Below are 17,120 nucleotides of genomic sequence, written 5' to 3' on the forward strand. Positions count from 1 at the left end.
CCCATGCTGCCGTCGTCGAACCTGCGGGACCGGATCCGGACGCTGTCCAAGTGCGTCTGCGACGGCGCCCGGCTGATGGTGGGGCAGGGGGACTACGCGGCCTATGCCGAGCATGTCCGCCGCACCCATCCCGATCGGGCGCCGATGACCGAGGTGGAGTTCTTCCGCAACCGGGAGAACGCCCGCTTCGGGGTCGGCAACACCGCGGGGTTCCGCTGCTGCTGAGCGGCGGCCGGTGAGCCTGGTCGTCTCCGCCCGCAGGGACGGCGGCGCGTCTTCGCGGCGGACCGAGTCCCGCTCGCCGCGCGGACCCGATCCGGCCCGGCCGGCGTTCTCCACGCCGGGGGGCCGCGGGCCCTCGCCGGATGCGGAGGGCCGATGACCGACGACAGCGCGCAGGACGCGAAGGAACCCCGGGCCGTCAACACCACCCATGCCTGGGAGCGGGCCTACTGGGCGCGCCGGTTCATGGTCCCGGTGGAGCAGGTCGAGGCCGCCGTGGCGGCGGTCGGCGACGATCCGGCCCGCGTGGCCGCCCATCTCGGACGGGACTGGCCGGGCCACGAGCCCGCCACCTGAAGCTGGACCCCGGCCCCCGCGCGAGGACTAGTCCTCCGCGATCCCGGGCATAAGCTCGGCCGCATCTTGACTCGGCCGCCACAATATCCGCCATCTCAGGCCCGACGGGAGGTCGGCATGAGCATTTTCCAGGACGCCATCCTTCGGTTCGGCCGCACGATCATGTCGTACGCGGGCGACGCGGTCTTCCTGCAGGCCGCGGTCTCGTCCGCCGCCAACGTCATCGTGGCGGACGGGGACGTGGGCGAGGAGGAGATCGAGTCGGCGATCAGCGGCATCCGCGCCAACCCGATCCTCGAGAAGTCCTACGACACGCTGCGCGTCGAGCAGGAGCTCTACGAGGCGATCGCCCGTGCCAAGACCCGGGCCGGCCGGCTGGAGAACCTGCGCCATATCGGCGCCATCGCGGAGCGGCCGATCGAGCAGCGCCAGGACGTGTTCCTGATCGGCGCGGACGTGGCCGATATCGACGGCATCAGCGAGGTCGAGCACAGGGCGCTCGACGAGATCGCCGGGGCGCTGCAGGTCGACAAGTCCGCCCTGCTGCGCTGATCCCGCCGCCTCGGGGACGGTGCGCGCGGATCCCTCTCCGGCCCCGCGCCCTCATTCCGAGGTGCCGGAGCGCGGCGGAGGCCGCGACGGGACCCGCCTGCGAGGACCGCTGACGCGTGCGCCCCTGGGTGCGGGGGCGACGAGGTATGACGGGCCGCGATCACAACCCTGCGGCGACGCGGCCCGTCCTTTGCCTATCCGGACGTGATAGCGAAACATTCCGGTTCTAGCCGGTGAGCCGGTACGCAACGCGGAGCGGCCGGCCCGGGGCCGGACGGCGGAGACCGCATGGGCCTCGTCCTCTACGCGCTCAAGTTCCGGATCACGACCTACGTGCTCGCGGTCCTGATGATGCTCGGCGGCGTCGGGGCGATCGTCGTCGCGCCGAAGGACGTTCTCCCGGTCGTCGACATCCCGGTCGTCGTGGTGGTCTGGACCTATACCGGCCTCTCGGCGCCGGAGATGGAACAGCGCATCACGACCTACGCCGAGTACGGCATCTCCAACAACGTCAACAGCATCCGCCGCATGGAGTCGACGACGCTCCAGGGCACGGCCGTGCAGCGGATCTACTTCGAGCCCACCGTCAGCCTCGATCTCGCCATCGCCCAGGTGGTCTCATCGACCAACTCGATCCGCGCCGTGATGCCCCCCGGCACGCAGCCGCCGGTGATCGTGCGCTACTCCGCCTCCTCGGTGCCGGTGATCCAGCTGGCCCTGACCTCGGCCAAGGACAGCCTCAACCAGGTCTACGACTACGCCCAGTACCGGATCCGCCAGACCCTGGCGCAGGTCCCGGGCTCGACCCTGCCGTCGCCCTTCGGCGGCGCGCCCCGGCAGATCATGGTCGACCTCGACCTCAACGCCCTCCAGGCGCTCGGCCTGACGCCGCTCGACGTCACCAACGCCATGACGGCCCAGAACCTGACCGTGCCGTCCGGCCTCGCCAAGATCGGCGAGCAGCAGTACCCGGTCCAGCTCAACGGCACCCCGCCGTCGATCGAGACCCTGAACCTCGCGCCGATCAAGGTGGTGGCCGGCCAGCCCGTGCTGGTGCGCGACGTCGCCTATGTCCGCGACGGCGGCCCGCCGCAGGTCAACGTGGTCAGCGCCGACGGCCAGCAGGCCGTGCTGATGCAGATCATCAAGAACGGCAACGCCTCGACCCTCGGCGTGGTCAACAACGTCAAGAAGGCGATGCCGACGATCCGCGCGGCGGCGCCCGAGGGGCTGTCGATCAAGCAGCTCTTCGACCAGTCGGTCTTCGTCTCGAACGCCATCGAGGGCGTACTGCACGAGGCGCTGACCGCGGCGGCCCTGACGGGGCTCGCGATCCTGCTGTTCCTCGGCTCCTGGCGCTCGACGATCATCGTGCTGATCTCGATCCCGCTCTGCGTCATGACCTCGCTCGCCGTGCTGGCGGCGCTCGGCGAGACCATCAACGTGATGACGCTGGGCGGCCTCGCGCTCGCGGTCGGCATCCTCGTGGACGACGCCACGGTGGCGATCGAGAACACCTACCGGCTGTTCGAGGAGGGCGAGGAGTTCCGCGAGAGCGTGGTCCACGGCGCCGCCGGCATCGCCAAGCCGGCGCTGATCTCGACGCTGGCGATCTGCGCGGCCTTCACGGCGGTGTTCGCGCTCACCGACACGCCGAAGTACCTGTTCACCCCGCAGGCGCTCGCGGTCGTGTTCGCGATGCTGACCTCCTACCTGCTGTCGCGCACCCTGGTGCCGCTGCTGATCGACGTGATCGTGGCGCCGGAATACCGGCAGAAGCACGCCAAGGATCGGGACACGCGTGAGCCGCCCCGGCGGGGCCGGATCGCCCGCGCCGCCGGCCTCGTCGGCGCCCCGCTGATGCGGCTCGCCGGCCGGATCCACGCCGCCTTCGAGCGCGGCTTCGCGCGGTTCCACCGCGGCTATGTCGGCCTGCTCCACGCGGTGCTGCGCCACCGCGTCGCCACCCTGGGCGCCGTCGGTGGCGTCCTCGGCATGACCGGCGTGCTGTTCGTCTTCGTCGGCCAGGACTACTTCCCGCAGATCGAGGCGAGCCAGATGACCATGCATCTGCGCACCCGCGTCGGCATGCGCATCGAGACCGCCCGGCAGGTCTTCGCCGAGATCGAGGACACCGTCCGCGAGGTGATCCCGGCGGGTGAGGTCGACCAGATCCTCCAGAACATCGGCCTGCCGTCGAACAACTACAACTTCGCGTTCTCGGACGGCTCGTTCGTCTCCTACAATGACGGGCAGATGCTCATCAGCCTGAAGGAGGGGCACGGCTCGGTGGCGGGCTACACGAAGCGCCTGCGCGACGTGCTGATGAAGCGCTTCCCCGACGTGATCGTGTATTTCCAGCCCGCCGACATGATCACCCAGATCCTGAACTTCGGCGTCCTCACGCCGATCGACGTGCAGGTCTCCGGCCGGCACAAGGAGAGGGACCTGGAGGTCGCCCAGCGCATCGTGCAGCGGCTGAAGCACACGAAGGGCCTCGTCGACGTCCACCTGCAGCAGATCGTCAACGAGCCGCAATTCTACGTCGACGTCGACCGGCGCCTCGCCTCCGAACTCGGGCTGACCGAGCAGCAGGTGGCGCAGAACATGAACATCTCGCTGTCCGGCAGCTACCAGGTCACGCCGAACTTCTGGCCGGACCCGAAGACCGGCATCCCCTACCAGCTCTGGGTGCAGACGCCCGAGTACCGCAACAGCTCGCTGACCGACCTGCGCAACACGCCGATGTTCGTGCGCGCCGCCGCGACCGCCGGCTCCGGCCCCGGGGTGCTGACCCTGCTGTCGAGCCTCGCCGACATCCGCCGGACGCCGACGCAGACCATGATCAGCCACGTCAACATCCAGCCGACCTTCGACATCTTCGCCTCGGTGCAGGACCGGGACCTCGGCTCGGTCGCCCGCGAGATCGACGCGATCGTCGAGGACGAGCAGAAGAACCTCGAGGCACCCGACAAGATCGTCGTCCGCGGCCAGATCGAGAACATGCGCTCGGCCTTCCTCCGCCTGGAGATCGGCCTCGGCATCGCGCTGATCGCCGTCTACCTGCTGATGGCGGTGAACTACCAGAGCTGGGGCGACCCGTTCGTGGTGATCGCCGCCCTGCCGATGGCGTTCTGCGGCATCACCTTCGCGCTGTTCGTGACCGGGACGCCGTTCTCGATCCCGTCGATCTTCGGGGCGATCATGTCGGTGGGCATCGCCTCGGCGAACTCGATCCTGCTCGTGACCTTCGCCAAGGAGCACCGGGAGGCGACGGGCTGCGGCGCCCTGGAGGCGGCGATCACCGCGGGCGAGACCCGGTTGCGGCCGGTGCTGATGACCGCCTCGGCGATGTTTCTGGGCCTCATCCCGATGGCCTTGGGCACCGGCGAGGGCGGCGAGCAGAACGCCGCGCTCGCCCGCGCGGTCATGGGCGGCATCGCCTTCGCGACGCCCGCGACGTTGCTGCTGGTGCCGTTCCTCTACGTGCTGATGCGCGGCGGCCCGGCGCAGCCGGTGCAGGATTACCTGGAGCCGGAGGGGCGGCCGGCGACCGCATAGGGGACCGCGGCGTCCGCTGCGGCTCCCTCCCCGGGGGGAGGGGCGCACTCCGGATCCCTTACCCCTCCTTGAACCCGTATTCCGGGGTGTCGTCGTCGTTGCCGTAGTACTTGTACGGCAGGAACTTGCCCGACATGGTGAGCTTCACGCGGTCGCCCTTGTTGTTGGCCTCGCGGGCCATGTCCATGTTGAAGTCGATCGCCGACATGATGCCGTCGCCGAACTCCTCCTGGATCAGCTCCTTGAAGGTCGTGCCGTACACCATCACCAGTTCGTAGAACCGGTAGATCAGCGGGTCGGTGGGCGGCATGGACGGGATCGAGCCGCGATAGGGCGGCTCGTTCAGCATCCGCTCCTCCGCGGCTGTGAGGCCGAAGAGCTCGGCCGCCCGCTTGGCCTGGGCTTTCGGCAGCTTCATCTGGCCCATGCAGGCCGCGGTGATCAGGAACGGCGACAGGCCGCCGATCTCCTCGTGGATGTGCTTCCAGCTCCACCCCTTCTCGCGCTTGATGTCGAGCAGCTTCTCGGTGAGGTCTTCGCGCTTCATCGTCGGCTCCCGGAGTTCGATCTGCGATGGGTCCGGTGAGGCCGCGCGCTCCGCGGCCCCACCCACCCGATGCGGGTGCACGTCCGGATCGCGACCGGTGAGGGGGAACGGTCGCGTCCGGACGCGGACATCCGCCGGGCATCGTCGCGGCGTGGCTTCGGGAGCCGCGCCGGCCGACGGGCGGACAGGCTCTCTCGGCAAACGGTATGCCAGTCTGTTTCCCGGGGAAATCGCGCGAGATGACAACGCGTTGGCGCGGCAGACGTCGCTCACGACATCTCGTCGAAAACGAGATATCGTGAGCGGATGACGACATTTCGTGAGCCCGGCGCCGCGGGAACCTTCGGGCCGGTCTTCGAGGCGAGTCCCGATCCCATGCTGGTCCTCGCGCCCGAGGAGGACCGGGTCGCGGACGCCAACCCGGCGGCGGCGCGCCTCCTCGGCTACGGCCGGCCGGCGCTGCGCGGCGCGCGGGCCAGCGCCCTGTTCCCGGGCCAGCGCCCGGCCCTCACGGTCTTCACCGAGGCCGTCCTGGCCAAGGGGCACTGGTGGACCCGGACGCTGGCGCCGCGCGACGCGGCCGGCCGCGACCTGCGGGTCGAGACGGCGGCCTACCCGCTCCCCGGCGACGCGATGCGCCTCCTCGTGACCCTGGCGGACCCGGACACGCTCCACCGCCGCCAGGTCGACGGCGAGGCCGAGGCCCACATGCGCGCCGGCCTCTCCGAGTGGCAGCGCGTGGAGCGCATCTTCCGCGACATCGAGCGCGGCAACCAGCTGATCCTGCGCGCGGCCGGGGAGGGGATCTACGGCGTCAACGCGGAGGGCGTGACCACCTTCGTCAACCCGGCCGCCGCGCGCATGCTCGGCTGCGAGGCCGGCGACCTCGTCGGCCGGGACATGCACGCCGCCGTGCACCACACCCGCCCGGACGGCAGCCACTACCCCCACCGCGACTGCCCAATCTACGCGGCCTTCCGGGACGGGATCGTCCACCAAGTCGATCACGAGGTCTTCTGGCGCGCCGACGGGACCTCCTTCCCGGTCGAGTACACCTCGACGCCGATCCGCGACCGGGGGCGCCTGCTCGGCGCCGTCATCGTGTTCCGCGACATCAGCCAGCGCCGGGAGGCCGAGGCCCGCCTGACGAGCGCGCTCGCGGAGGTCGACTCGCTCCGGGAGCGCCTCGAGCTGGAGAACGCGTACCTGAAGGAGGAGATCCGGGCCGAGCGCCAGCACCAGGGCATCATCGGCCGCTCGCCCGCCATCGCGGCGACGCTCCGGCAGGTCGACCGCGTCGCCGCCACCGACGCCACCGTGCTGATCACCGGCGAATCCGGCACCGGCAAGGAGCTGATCGCCCGGGCGATCCACGAGGCCAGCCGCCGCAGCGCCCGCCCGATGATCCGCGTCAACTGCGCGGCCATCCCCCGCGAGCTGTTCGAGAGCGAGTTCTTCGGCCACGCCAAGGGCAGCTTCACCGGGGCGCTGCGCGACCGTGTCGGCCGGTTCGAACTCGCCGACGGCGGCACGCTGTTCCTCGACGAGGTCGGCGAGATCCCCCTCGATCTCCAGGGCAAGCTGCTGCGCGTCCTGCAGGAGCGCTCGTTCGAGCGGGTCGGCGAGGCGCGCACCCGGGCGGTGGACGTGCGCGTGGTCGCGGCCACCAACCGGGACCTGCGCGCCGAGATCCGGGCGGGCCGCTTCCGGGAGGACCTCTACTTCCGCCTCAACGTCTTCCCGATCCAGGCGCGGCCCCTGCGCGAGCGGCCCGAGGACATCCCGCCCATCGCCCAGCACCTGCTCCGGGTCGCCGCGCGCCGCCTCACCGTCCCGGAGCCGCGCCTGACGGAGGGGGATGTCCGCCGTCTCTGCCGCTATCCCTGGCCCGGCAATGTCCGGGAACTGGAGAACGTGATCGAGCGGGCGGTGATCCTCTCCGCCCGGGGCCGCCTCCGCCTCGACCTGCCCGACGGGGAGGCGGCCGGGCCCGCCGACGCGGCCGCCCCGGCCGCCCCGCCGGATGGCCGGCCCGCCACCGAGGCCGAGCGCCGGGCGCGCGACCGCGCCGAGATCGTCGCGGCCCTGGCGCTGGCGGGCGGACGGATCTCCGGGCCGGGCGGCGCGGCCGCGCTCCTCGGCCTGCGGCCGACGACGCTGGCCTCGCGGATCAAGGCCCACGGGATCCCGCGCGGCTGATCCGGCCACCCCTTGATCCGATCTTAAGGTCGCTGTGCCAACGATCGCGCCGGGCCTTCCCCGCGGAGGCGCAGCGTCTCCGGCCGATGCAGGACCTCTCCGATCCCGTCACCCTCCCGGCCGGCGCCGTCCTGTTCGACGAGGGGTCGATCGGGCACTGCGCCTACCTGATCCTGAGCGGCCGCATCGCGATCTTCCGGCGGCGCGACGGCGGAGAGACCGTGCTCGCCCGGCGCGGGGCCGGCGAGATCTTCGGCGAGATGGCGATCCTCGACGCCCTCCCGCGCTCCGCGGGCGCGCGTGCCGAGGCGGATTGCGTGCTCGTCCCCGTGAGCGCGGCGCAGATTCAACAGCGGCTCGCCGGCGCCGACCCGATCCTGCGCCTCTGCCTCGAGGGGCTCATCGCCCGATTCCGCGAGACCCTGCCGCGCCTCGGGCCGGCCGTGGTGGAGGGGCCTCCGGCGCCGCTGTCGCCCTCCGCCCGCGCCGATTTCGACGCGACGGTCGCGTCCCTCGCGCAGGAGCGCGCCCTGCGGCGGGCCCTGGCCCGGGACGAGTTCGCGCTGTTCCTGCAGCCGATCGTGCGGCTCGCCACCGGGCGGCTCGCCGGCTTCGAGGCCCTGATCCGCTGGCACGATCCCGAGCGCGGGCTCGTGGCGCCCGCGTCCTTCATCCCGGCCGCCGAGGCGAACGGCCTGATCCTCGCGATCACCGCCTGGGTGATCGACGCGATCGGCCGGATCGTGCCCCGGATCCTGCAGGCCGGCCTCCAAGCCCCCGCCGCCGTCGAGCCGTCCCTGTTCGTGAGCTTCAACGTCACGGCCCAGGACCTCGCCCGGTCGGACATCCCCACCCTGATCGACGCGATGCTGCGCCGGACCGGCATCGCGCCCGACGCCCTCAAGCTCGAGATCACCGAGAGCGCGCTCATGCAGGATCCGGCCGGGGCAGCGGCCGCCCTCGCGCGCTGCCGCGCCGCCGGCCTCGGCATCGCGGTGGACGATTTCGGCACCGGCTACTCCTCGCTCAGCCATCTCAGCACCCTGCCGATCACCACGCTGAAGGTGGACCGGGCCTTCGTCCGGGCGATGCTGGCGGAGCCGCGCGATCGCCGGATCGTCCAGACCATCCTGCGGCTCGCCGAGGAGATCGGCGTGGTGGCGGTCGCGGAGGGCATCGAGGGCCGCGCCGAGGCGGAGGCCCTCGCCGCCCTGGGCTGCGCCCTGGGCCAGGGCTACCATTTCGGCCGCCCGATGCCGGTGGCCGACGCCCTCGCGGCGGCGGCGGCCTGGAACGCCGAGGCGTGGCGCGTCGGGCTGCCCCGAGGGACCGGCCAGGGCCGGCCGAGGGTCCGCGCCCAGGGCTGAGGGATTTGGGGGGCCCGGCGCGGTCTTTCGCCGTCTCCGCGAGCGTGCTTTCGATGCACCGGGCGGGCGGGAAGCGCGCGGTTCCGGGCGGAAACGCTTGCATCCGGTGCGTGTTTTCGGACCATGCGTCTTCGGGTCTCGGAGGCGGGCTTTGGGCGGAGACGAGCGGGACGGGCAGATGACCGAAGAGGCGGCGGGGGCATCCGCGCGGCCGGCGCCCTGGGAATTCGTGCTGCCGGAGGAGACGGCCACCGAGGATCTCGGCCTGTTTCTCTCCGAGTTCCTGATGCCCGGGGACGTGGTGGCTTTGTCCGGAGGGCTGGGCGGCGGCAAGACCACGCTCGCCCGCGCCATCATCCGCGAGCTCGCCGGCGACGCGCGCCTGGAGGTGCCGAGCCCGACCTTCACGCTGATCCAGCCCTACGCGGCCCGCGACGGCCGGCCGATCGTCCACGCCGACCTGTACCGGCTGCGCGATCCCGACGAGCTGGTGGAACTCGGCTTCGACGAGATGGCCGAGGGCGCGATCACCCTGGTCGAGTGGCCCGACCGGATGCCGCCCCGCGACGGCCCGGTGCTGACCGTGGACCTGTCCCTGCGGGCGGAGTTCGGTCCCGAGGCGCGTCTCGCCCGGATCGACGGCGCCGGCGGCATGCGCGCCCGCCTCGACCGGGCCCGCGCGGTGCGCCGCCTCCTCGACCGCAGCGGCTGGGACATCGCCGAGCGGACCCTGATGCAGGGGGACGCCTCCTCTCGCGCTTACGAGCGCCTGACCAAGCCCGACGGCACCAGCGCCGTGCTGATGATCGCGCCGCCGCGGCCCGACGGGCCGCCGGTGCGGGACGGCAAGCCCTACAGCGCGATCGTGCACCTCGCCGAGAGCGTCCACGCCTTCGTGGCCCTCGACCGGGGTCTGCGGGCGCTCGGCTTCTCGGCCCCGAAGATCTACGGCGAGGACCTGACCGAGGGCCTGCTGATCCTGGAGGATCTCGGCAGCGAGCCGGTGGTCGAGGGGGGCGCTCCGCGGCCCGAGCGCTACGCCGAGGCCGTGCGCGTGCTGGCCAAGCTCCACGCCAACCCGCTTCCCCCGGTCCTGCCCGTGGCCGAGGGGACCGAGCACAGGCTGCCGCCCTACGACATGGAGGCGCTGCTGTTCGAGGCGGAGCTGATGCCCGAATGGTACGCCCCGGCGATCCGGAACGTCAGCCTGTCGGCGGAGGCGCGGGCGGCCTTCGTCGACCTGTGGCGGGCGGCGCTCCAGGGCGCGATCCCGGACCGGCCGACCTGGACCCTGCGCGACTACCATTCCCCGAACCTGATCTGGCTGCCCGAGCGCGACGGTCTGGAGCGGGTCGGGCTGATCGACTTCCAGGACGCCGTCATGGGCCACCCGGCCTACGACGTCGCCTCGCTGCTGCAGGATGCCCGGGTCGATTCCAGCGCGGAGTTCGAGCTGCGGCTGCTCGGCCTCTACGCCCGCGAGCGCCGCGGCCGGGACCCGGCCTTCGACGTCGGCGCCTTCGCCACCGCCTACGCGCTGCTGGCGGCCCAGCGCGCCACCAAGATCCTCGGCATCTTCGCGCGCCTCGACCGGCGCGACGGCAAGCCCGGCTACCTCGCGCACCTGCCGCGGATCGAGGGCTACCTCGCCCGCAACCTCGCCCATCCGGCGCTCGCCGGGCTGCGGGCCTGGCACGCGGACCACCTGCCGGGCCTCGTCGCCCCGGCGCCCGACCCCTGACCTCCGGATTCCCGACCGCATGAGCGATCCCAGCCCCGCCGTCAGCCGCGCCTTCGTCCTGGCCGCGGGCCTCGGCAAGCGCATGCGGCCGGTGACCGCCACCGTGCCGAAGCCCCTGGTGGAGGTGGCCGGCAAGGCCCTGCTCGACCACGCCCTCGACCGGGTCGCCGAGGCCGGGATCGGGACCGCGGTCGTCAACGTCCACTATCTCGCCGACCTGATCGAGGGGCACCTCGCGCGCCGGGCCGAGGGGGCGGCCCCGGGACCGGCCACGACCGTCTCCGACGAGCGCGCGGCGCTGCTGGAGACGGGCGGCGGCATCCGCAAGGCGCTGCCGCTCCTGGGGGACGCGCCGTTCGCGGTGCTGAACTCGGATTCGTTCTGGCTCGAGGGGCCGGCCTCCAACCTGCGGCGACTGATCGAGACCTGGGACGGCGACCGCATGGACGGCCTGCTGCTGGTGGCGCCGACCGCCACCAGTCTCGGCTACGAGGGGGCCGGGGATTTCGTGATGGATCCGGACGGCCGCCTGGAGCGCCGCGGCGAGCGCGCGGTGGCCCCGTTCATCTACGCGGGCGTGGCGATCCTCACGCCGGGCCTCTTCGCCGACACGCCGGAGGGCGCCTTCTCGCTCAACCTGCTGTTCGACCGGGCGATCGCGGCGGGACGGCTGTTCGGAATGCGGCTCGACGGCCAGTGGCTGCATGTCGGCACGCCGGAGGCGATCCGCGCCGCGGAGGAGCGCGTGCGCGCGAGCGCCCGGACGCCGTAGGCCCCGCGAAATCCGAGGCGCGCGCACGGCCCGCACAAGTCGTTGCCCGAAGTGTCTTGCCAAGCCGGATTTGAGCCTCTAGAAGCCCCTTCACACCGGCGGGCCGAGAGCCCGCCGCCGTGTCAGGCGCCCGTAGCTCAGCTGGATAGAGCACCAGACTACGAATCTGGGGGTCAGAGGTTCGAATCCTTTCGGGCGCGCCATTCCCTGCATTTTCCCGTGGTCGGGCAGGAAAGCCCACGTAGACGGGTGCATCAGCACCAGAGTCGAAGACCCACGGTGCTCGCTCGAGCGCATTCAGGTCGCCCGACCTCCGTCCTCGGATCCGATTGACCGTTATCTTCGGAACACGCCCTGACCGTTGCCCCGTTCGCGCGGTGCAGGTCACAGCGGCGCTCTGACCGCGCGGAAGCCGGCCGTCTCCGCGGAGCATCCGCTTCGATGATTGTCGAAGGCGATACCGCGACCGCACGCACGCCATTCATGCGCCGCGCTCCGCCGACGACGCGGGCGCTTGGGCGCAAGGCCGTCAGCGCGGGCCGCCGGGAAGTGGGCAGCGGGGATAGGAACGCGGCGCGACCGTCAGCGCCTGCACACGCGCAAAGGACGAGACGAGGCGTACAAGAACAAGGCGCCAAGAATTGATGAAGCGTACATTGATGGCGTTCGGTAGGACGGGGGCGGTCATAAGTGCAGCAGCCGTGACGGCTCGCCTGAGAGGGCTGTACCAAGATGGCAGTTGCCTCACGGCGCCCAGCGCCTTCCTGGCCGAGACGCGACGTCCCGAGATCATGTCCTGATGGATCTCATAAATATTGTAGAAATACATTGACTTCGGGTCTCTAATCGTGTCGCTCCAGTTGTTTTGCCGCAATATCGATTTGAGATGGATGACCCGGTCGTTGAAACGGCGCTTGTGCTTCTCGAGAAGCGCTTGGGATACCCCGTTCTGGACTCCCGACTTGTTTTGACCGTGTATTCTATAGCATCCGAGCGGCCGGTTCAGGCTGACAATATCGCCAAAAAACGGCGCCGCCGTGAGGATAACACCGTCGACGGCTGTGTCGTAGGACGCGTTCCGCAGTAACTCGCAGACATCTCTCCGGAACACATTGCCGGACGTTGGTGGAGAGATGTACGTGCCGGATTTTTTCACATGCGCCTGAAATTTATCCCGATCCCGTCCCATCGGGAGTGCGGGAAAAGCGGGTGCGATCACCGCGCCGGTCTCATTGATCCGCACCAATTGAAACTGGAGCTTAGAAATGTCCGCATCGAGCGCGTCTATGATCGCATCCAGAGAGCCGGGTAGAAGTTGATCGTCGGCATCGAGAAATAAAACAAAGGGCGCTGTCGTTTTCTCAATCCCTAGAAGGCACGCGCTGACCTGCCCTCCATTCGTCTTGCGAAAGGCGCGAACGCCGCTGTTCTGTATTATTGTCCAAGATCCGTCTGTTGAGCCGTCGTCTATGACGACGATTTCACAGTCGGGGTTGTTCTGAGAGACGACGCTCTGGATCGCGCATTCAATATAGCGCTCGTAATTGAAGCAATTGATGATGACTGCCAGGGCTGGAGGCCTCGTGCCTGTCAGGACCTCGGCTGCGACCGCATCAGTGCTCATGTATGCTTCGCAGAACGAGAGCTGCAGCTCATCATCACGATTGACTCATCAGGCGCAGGGCTTCCCCGGCAATAAACTATATTTCGCGCATTTCAGATCGGATTTCAAGGACGTTATAGGCCGGCGGCGCGACGAAAATCTGATTAGAGCTCGAACGTTTCGCGAAGCCATTTATTCCGCGGCCGGGCCGGAAACAGGAACAGTATCGTCGCGTCCGCTCGCGGCCGCACACCCCTCCCGACGCGTGCGCGGCGGAGCATCTGCGGCCGCGCTACGGTTCGAGAGGTCTGGATCGAGCGGGCGGATCGGCGGCACCGAGCCCGATCGACAGGCGTCAGCGATCTCGGAGCGATGCGCTCCGCGTGTCGATCGCGAGGAAATCCGGTTGCGAGCGCGAGCCGCGGCGCCCTCACGGCTTCGTCTACACGGCGTGCTCGACTACGCGTACACGCGAAAGTAGTCGACGCGCATGTGGACGAGCTTCTGGGCCTCGGTCAGTTGAGGCGCCGGGACGTCCGTCCGCAGCGCCAGCGTGAGGAGCGGCCAGAAGACGTCGCCGGTCTGCTCCATCTCCGAGGCGCGTGTGAGTGTCCAGATATTTAGCTGACCCGTTTTTGGATTGATAATTGGCGCACGCTCGAAGTAGGGGATGCATTTTCCGTCCTGTATCAGTACGCCGTAGCGGCAGTACTGCTCGGTCATGTCGACGGGGGTGGGGACGCCCGTTCCTTCGTTGTGCTCACCCGGTTGTCCCCATTCATGCAAATAGGCCCCGTAGAGCTTCGGCTCGAAACCTTTGTGCTCGACGATGTCGACCTCTATGCTCCGCTTGGCATTGGTGATGCCGTCCCGGTTGAGAAGCCAGAACGCCGGCCACGTGAGCGGATGCTGCGGGAATCGCATCCGCGCTTCGAAATAGCCTTGGCGCCAGCCGACCGATACGACGCCGCTCCGGCTGCCGGTCTGTAGGTTCCCGGAAATCCACTGAAAGTCAGGTATATTGTTTCCATAGTAATTCACGACGCCCATATTGCGCCCGATATACTTTGCGGAGATCTGAAGGGCCGTGCCGCCCGTGGCGTCCGCGTCCGCGACGATCGCGTAGGGTTTGAAGCCTTCCGCCCCGGCAAGGGGAGCGAAGGCGGAACGGCCGTAGAATCCGGAGGGGCCCGTCGTGGCCTTCGGTCCGCCATTCCAGATCCGCCCGTTGATCTCCGCGAAGGGCTCGTCGAAGACGAGCGTGCGGCCCTGCGTCGGATCCGAGGAGGCGTCCATCGCCGCGCTCGAGCGGCTGGTCGGCAACAGGGACGCCGCCGCGCAGATCGGTAGATCCCGGAAGCACGATTTCAGCAGATCGCGGCGGACCCAGCGAAGTTTCGTCATGGCTCAGGCTCCGAGTTGCGGCGTGGCAAGGGCGTAAGAGCTTCGCGGCAGCGACATCCCTCTCACCGTGACACCATGATCTGGGGTGTGCCGGTGCCCGAGGGCACGCCGATGGAAACGGTGCTGACGGCCTTCAGGCCCCTGTTCGCTCCCGTGTTTCCGCTCGCAGGACCTCCAGCGCCCTGGTGCGGGCTTCGGCCATGCCGTAGCGGTGTCGATACCCCGCCTGCCGCAGGCGATCGTTGGGGAAGCGCATGCGCCAGAGAGGATTGCGCAAGGGCAGCGTCCGGTTGCGTAGGAAATCGTGGAGCCAGTCGACGGCGGCGGGCATCGGGATGACCCGGAAGCGGCGATCGCGGCTGATCGCGTACGCCCGTCGCATGAAGTCGCCGATCCGCGCATCGCGCGTCTCGTGGTCGGAGAGATTGAAAATCTGCACCTGCCCGGCCGGCCAAGCCCCGCTCAGGGACTGGGTCATCGTCCAGATCGCCGCGTCCGTGACGTCCCGGACGTAGACGTGATGGGAGGGCCGGTGCGCGGCGAAGAGGCGCTTCGAGAGACCCCAGTCGCGCAAGCCGATGAGATTATGGAGGTCGACGACGACCGTGGGGCGCAAGATCACGTAGGGAAGGGTCGCGGCGACCCGCAGGATGGCTTCCTCGCCGGCGAGCTTCGTTCGACCGTAGGCGCGAACGTAGTCCAGGGCCCAGTATTCGGACTTGACGTCGACGCTGCTGGTGAGAACCGGTGCCGTCTCCGTCATGGTGCGCGTGCGGCCGCTGCCATACACGGAGACGGTGCTCATGTAGCAGAAGGCCTTGATGCCGTGCCGCTCCGCGGCTTCGGCCAGGCGCCGCGTCGCCTCAACATTGATGGCCGGCATCCGGTCCTGCTTCCCGAGCTCGGCGGCGAGATGCATGACGGCCTCGCAGCCGCGGACGAGGGCGGCGTAATCCTGATCCGCCGTGAAGTCGAAGGTCCGCCATTCGATCGGACCCGTGCGCGGCTGCGCCTCGGTCAGGGGCTGGGACGTGACGGCCCTGACCGCGTAGCCGCGTTCCAGCAGGTCCTCCACCAGGATGCGGCCGATCCGCCCCGTCGCCCCCGTCACGAGGACGCGGAGACCGGTCGGGACGGGCGGGGACGCTCGGAGGCCGGATACCGCGGTGTCGCGCTGCCCCCGGACCTTCAGCGCGTCGGCGAGACGTATCGCCAGGGCGACGATCATCTGCGTGGGATTGCAGTGGCCTGCCGTCGGGAACACGGAGCTTCCCGTGACGAACAGGCCGTCGATCCCGTGAACTTGGCCCTGGGCATCGACCACGCCCTTGGTGGCGTCGTCGGACATGCGGGTGGTGCCGGTCGGGTGGGCGACATCGACGAAGCTCACTGGGATCGGCGCCTCGTCGCGCACCCAGTCTGCCAGCACGGGCGCGGGCAGGCCCAGGCGGGCGAACTCGGAGACGACGAGCCGCGCCGTCTCGCGCATGGTGCGGCCTTCATCTTCGTGACTGCGCCAGTCGATCAGGGGCAGCCGGCTGCCCAGGTGATCCCGCTGATCGGAGAGCATGACCCGGCTCTCGGGATCCGGCCGCTGCTCGACCATGCATTCGAGGCTCAGCTCGGAGAGCTTCCGCGGGAAGCCGTTGCGGGCGATGAAATGATCCCGGCAGCCGCGCAGGAGCAGCGGCAGGTTCGACGCCAGGGTCAGGACGTCCTTCGCCCGCGGCTTGCCGACCAGCATCCTCCGGATCGCGTCGCCCGGGTCGTCCGGAGCCAGCGTCTCTCCGAGCCACACCGCGCAGTTCAGGAGCTGGCGGCTTCGCTGGACGTCCGGGCTCAGGCGGAGCCCGCCCCGGAACAGCCGATCCGCGATGGTGTAGCGGCCGAACCGTCGCTGCAGGGCGCGCGACCGGCGAACGTCGAAATGCGCGACCGGCCCGCGCAGATGATCCATCAGGTAGCGACCCACGAGGTCAGACGCGTTCCCGAGGCCGCCCGGGATCTGATGGTCGGAGGCGAGGAGAAGCCGCGCGTTCTCGATCCCGCCGGCACACAGGACGACGCGGCGGGCCGGCAGCTTGACGATCGCGCCGTCGGGCGCCGCGACCTGAACGCCCTGTACCCTGTCACCCGCCTCATCCACGTCGATCGCGACGACGGTCGCGCCGCTGATCAACGTGACGTTGGCGCCCAGCTGCTCGTCCAGCTTCCGCCCGAAGCGCGTGTACTCGAACGGATAGGACTCCGCATCGTCGCGGCTGAACTGCCAGAAGAAGGGCAGGAGCAGCCGCGGATCCGGCTCGGACCAGGCCGGCCGCGAACCGAACAGCTCCCAGAAGCGCGCGTCGCTGAAATGGTTGCCGTAGGCGAGCCCGAGATACTTGGCCGTCCGCTCGAGATAGGGATCGAGCGCGTCGCGCTGGAACGGCCACCCGCTCTCCGGGACCCAGGCACGCTGCTCGAAGTCGATGGTGTCGAAGGGCGCGCACCGGCCCCCCCACGTGTGAGAGCTGCCGCCCACGATCCGGTTCCGGACGGCCCACTGCGTGGCGCGCGGCCGCCCGACATTCACGATGGCATCCAGCGCGTCCGCGCTCTCCATCCGGTCGAGGCCGCCGCTCTCCAGCAGCACGACCCTCAGGCCGCTGCCGGACAGCTCGCGGGCCAGGGTGCTCCCGGCCGGCCCCGTTCCAACAATGCAGACATCGCAAGCCGCATCCAGAAGACCCTCGATTTCACTTGCGGCACGCAGCTGGATCACGGTGAGCGGCTCCCGGGCTCATTCCATCGAG

Annotated in this window: 12 protein-coding genes and 1 tRNA gene; 9 read left to right on the top strand and 4 right to left on the bottom strand. The window is 69.8% G+C overall.

Translation table 11 applies throughout. The features are described from left to right. Positions 1-3: 3 nt before the first annotated feature. From ACTJK8_RS12160 to ACTJK8_RS12175, 4 genes are all read left to right on the top strand, one after another. A complete protein-coding gene (locus ACTJK8_RS12160) occupies positions 4-225 on the top strand; it encodes a YbdD/YjiX family protein (protein ID WP_012321454.1) in 222 nt (73 codons plus the stop codon). Between the two features lie 153 nt (positions 226-378). Beyond that, complete coding sequence (locus ACTJK8_RS12165) at positions 379-579, top strand: DUF3606 domain-containing protein (RefSeq protein ID WP_012321455.1); 201 nt, start codon at positions 379-381, stop codon at positions 577-579. Positions 580-696: 117 nt separating this feature from the next. Then, positions 697-1,131: a tellurite resistance TerB family protein gene (locus ACTJK8_RS12170; protein WP_012321456.1), complete on the top strand. Its 435-nt coding sequence runs from the start codon at positions 697-699 to the stop codon at positions 1,129-1,131. 288 nt (positions 1,132-1,419) lie between these two features. Then, positions 1,420-4,692, top strand: a complete 3,273-nt coding sequence (locus ACTJK8_RS12175) for an efflux RND transporter permease subunit (protein WP_234740949.1) — start codon at positions 1,420-1,422, stop codon at positions 4,690-4,692. Between the two features lie 58 nt (positions 4,693-4,750). Here ACTJK8_RS12175 and cynS read toward each other — a convergent pair whose 3' ends face one another. Beyond that, positions 4,751-5,239: a cyanase gene (gene cynS, locus ACTJK8_RS12180; RefSeq protein WP_012321458.1), complete on the bottom strand. Its 489-nt coding sequence runs from the start codon at positions 5,237-5,239 to the stop codon at positions 4,751-4,753. Positions 5,240-5,545: 306 nt separating this feature from the next. Between cynS and ACTJK8_RS12185 the strand changes: the two genes are divergently transcribed. From ACTJK8_RS12185 to ACTJK8_RS12205, 5 genes are all read left to right on the top strand, one after another. Beyond that, a complete protein-coding gene (locus ACTJK8_RS12185) occupies positions 5,546-7,438 on the top strand; it encodes a sigma 54-interacting transcriptional regulator (RefSeq protein ID WP_083374407.1) in 1,893 nt (630 codons plus the stop codon). A gap of 86 nt (positions 7,439-7,524) precedes the next feature. After that, positions 7,525-8,805, top strand: coding sequence for an EAL domain-containing protein (locus tag ACTJK8_RS12190; protein WP_024828738.1), 1,281 nt, complete (start codon positions 7,525-7,527; stop codon positions 8,803-8,805). Between the two features lie 178 nt (positions 8,806-8,983). Beyond that, positions 8,984-10,546 carry a tRNA (adenosine(37)-N6)-threonylcarbamoyltransferase complex ATPase subunit type 1 TsaE gene (tsaE, locus tag ACTJK8_RS12195; protein WP_041372398.1) on the top strand — a complete coding sequence of 521 codons (1,563 nt, stop codon included), beginning with the start codon at positions 8,984-8,986 and terminating at the stop codon, positions 10,544-10,546. A 19-nt stretch (positions 10,547-10,565) separates the two neighbouring features. Next, positions 10,566-11,318, top strand: coding sequence for a nucleotidyltransferase family protein (locus ACTJK8_RS12200; RefSeq protein ID WP_012321462.1), 753 nt, complete (start codon positions 10,566-10,568; stop codon positions 11,316-11,318). Positions 11,319-11,444: 126 nt separating this feature from the next. Then, positions 11,445-11,521 (top strand) — tRNA-Arg (locus ACTJK8_RS12205). A gap of 326 nt (positions 11,522-11,847) precedes the next feature. Here ACTJK8_RS12205 and ACTJK8_RS12210 read toward each other — a convergent pair. From ACTJK8_RS12210 to ACTJK8_RS12220, 3 genes are all read right to left on the bottom strand, one after another. Further along, positions 11,848-12,942, bottom strand: coding sequence for a glycosyltransferase family 2 protein (locus ACTJK8_RS12210; RefSeq protein ID WP_440761973.1), 1,095 nt, complete (start codon positions 12,940-12,942; stop codon positions 11,848-11,850). Between the two features lie 438 nt (positions 12,943-13,380). After that, on the bottom strand, positions 13,381-14,325 hold the full coding sequence (locus ACTJK8_RS12215; RefSeq protein WP_024828736.1) for a glycoside hydrolase family 16 protein: 945 nt from the start codon (positions 14,323-14,325) through the stop codon (positions 13,381-13,383). A 133-nt stretch (positions 14,326-14,458) separates the two neighbouring features. After that, a complete protein-coding gene (locus ACTJK8_RS12220; RefSeq protein ID WP_012321465.1) occupies positions 14,459-17,089 on the bottom strand; it encodes an FAD-dependent oxidoreductase in 2,631 nt (876 codons plus the stop codon). Between the last annotated feature and the right edge of the window lie 31 nt (positions 17,090-17,120).

Origin of the sequence: Methylobacterium sp. 22177, from assembly GCF_052045615.1 — a bacterium.
Lineage (GTDB): Bacteria > Pseudomonadota > Alphaproteobacteria > Rhizobiales > Beijerinckiaceae > Methylobacterium > Methylobacterium radiotolerans.

Excerpts from the sequence above, each read along its gene's own strand:
- ACTJK8_RS12200 (WP_012321462.1), top strand. The coding sequence starts at position 10,566 with ATGAGCGATCCCAGCCCCGCCGTCAGCCGCGCCTTCGTCCTGGCCGCG.
- ACTJK8_RS12175 (WP_234740949.1), top strand. The coding sequence starts at position 1,420 with ATGGGCCTCGTCCTCTACGCGCTCAAGTTCCGGATCACGACCTACGTG.
- ACTJK8_RS12210 (WP_440761973.1), bottom strand. The coding sequence starts at position 12,942 with ATGAGCACTGATGCGGTCGCAGCCGAGGTCCTGACAGGCACGAGGCCT.
- cynS (WP_012321458.1), bottom strand. The coding sequence starts at position 5,239 with ATGAAGCGCGAAGACCTCACCGAGAAGCTGCTCGACATCAAGCGCGAG.
- ACTJK8_RS12190 (WP_024828738.1), top strand. The coding sequence starts at position 7,525 with ATGCAGGACCTCTCCGATCCCGTCACCCTCCCGGCCGGCGCCGTCCTG.
- ACTJK8_RS12185 (WP_083374407.1), top strand. The coding sequence starts at position 5,546 with ATGACGACATTTCGTGAGCCCGGCGCCGCGGGAACCTTCGGGCCGGTC.
- ACTJK8_RS12160 (WP_012321454.1), top strand. The coding sequence starts at position 4 with ATGCTGCCGTCGTCGAACCTGCGGGACCGGATCCGGACGCTGTCCAAG.
- ACTJK8_RS12165 (WP_012321455.1), top strand. The coding sequence starts at position 379 with ATGACCGACGACAGCGCGCAGGACGCGAAGGAACCCCGGGCCGTCAAC.
- ACTJK8_RS12170 (WP_012321456.1), top strand. The coding sequence starts at position 697 with ATGAGCATTTTCCAGGACGCCATCCTTCGGTTCGGCCGCACGATCATG.
- ACTJK8_RS12215 (WP_024828736.1), bottom strand. The coding sequence starts at position 14,325 with ATGACGAAACTTCGCTGGGTCCGCCGCGATCTGCTGAAATCGTGCTTC.
- tsaE (WP_041372398.1), top strand. The coding sequence starts at position 8,984 with ATGACCGAAGAGGCGGCGGGGGCATCCGCGCGGCCGGCGCCCTGGGAA.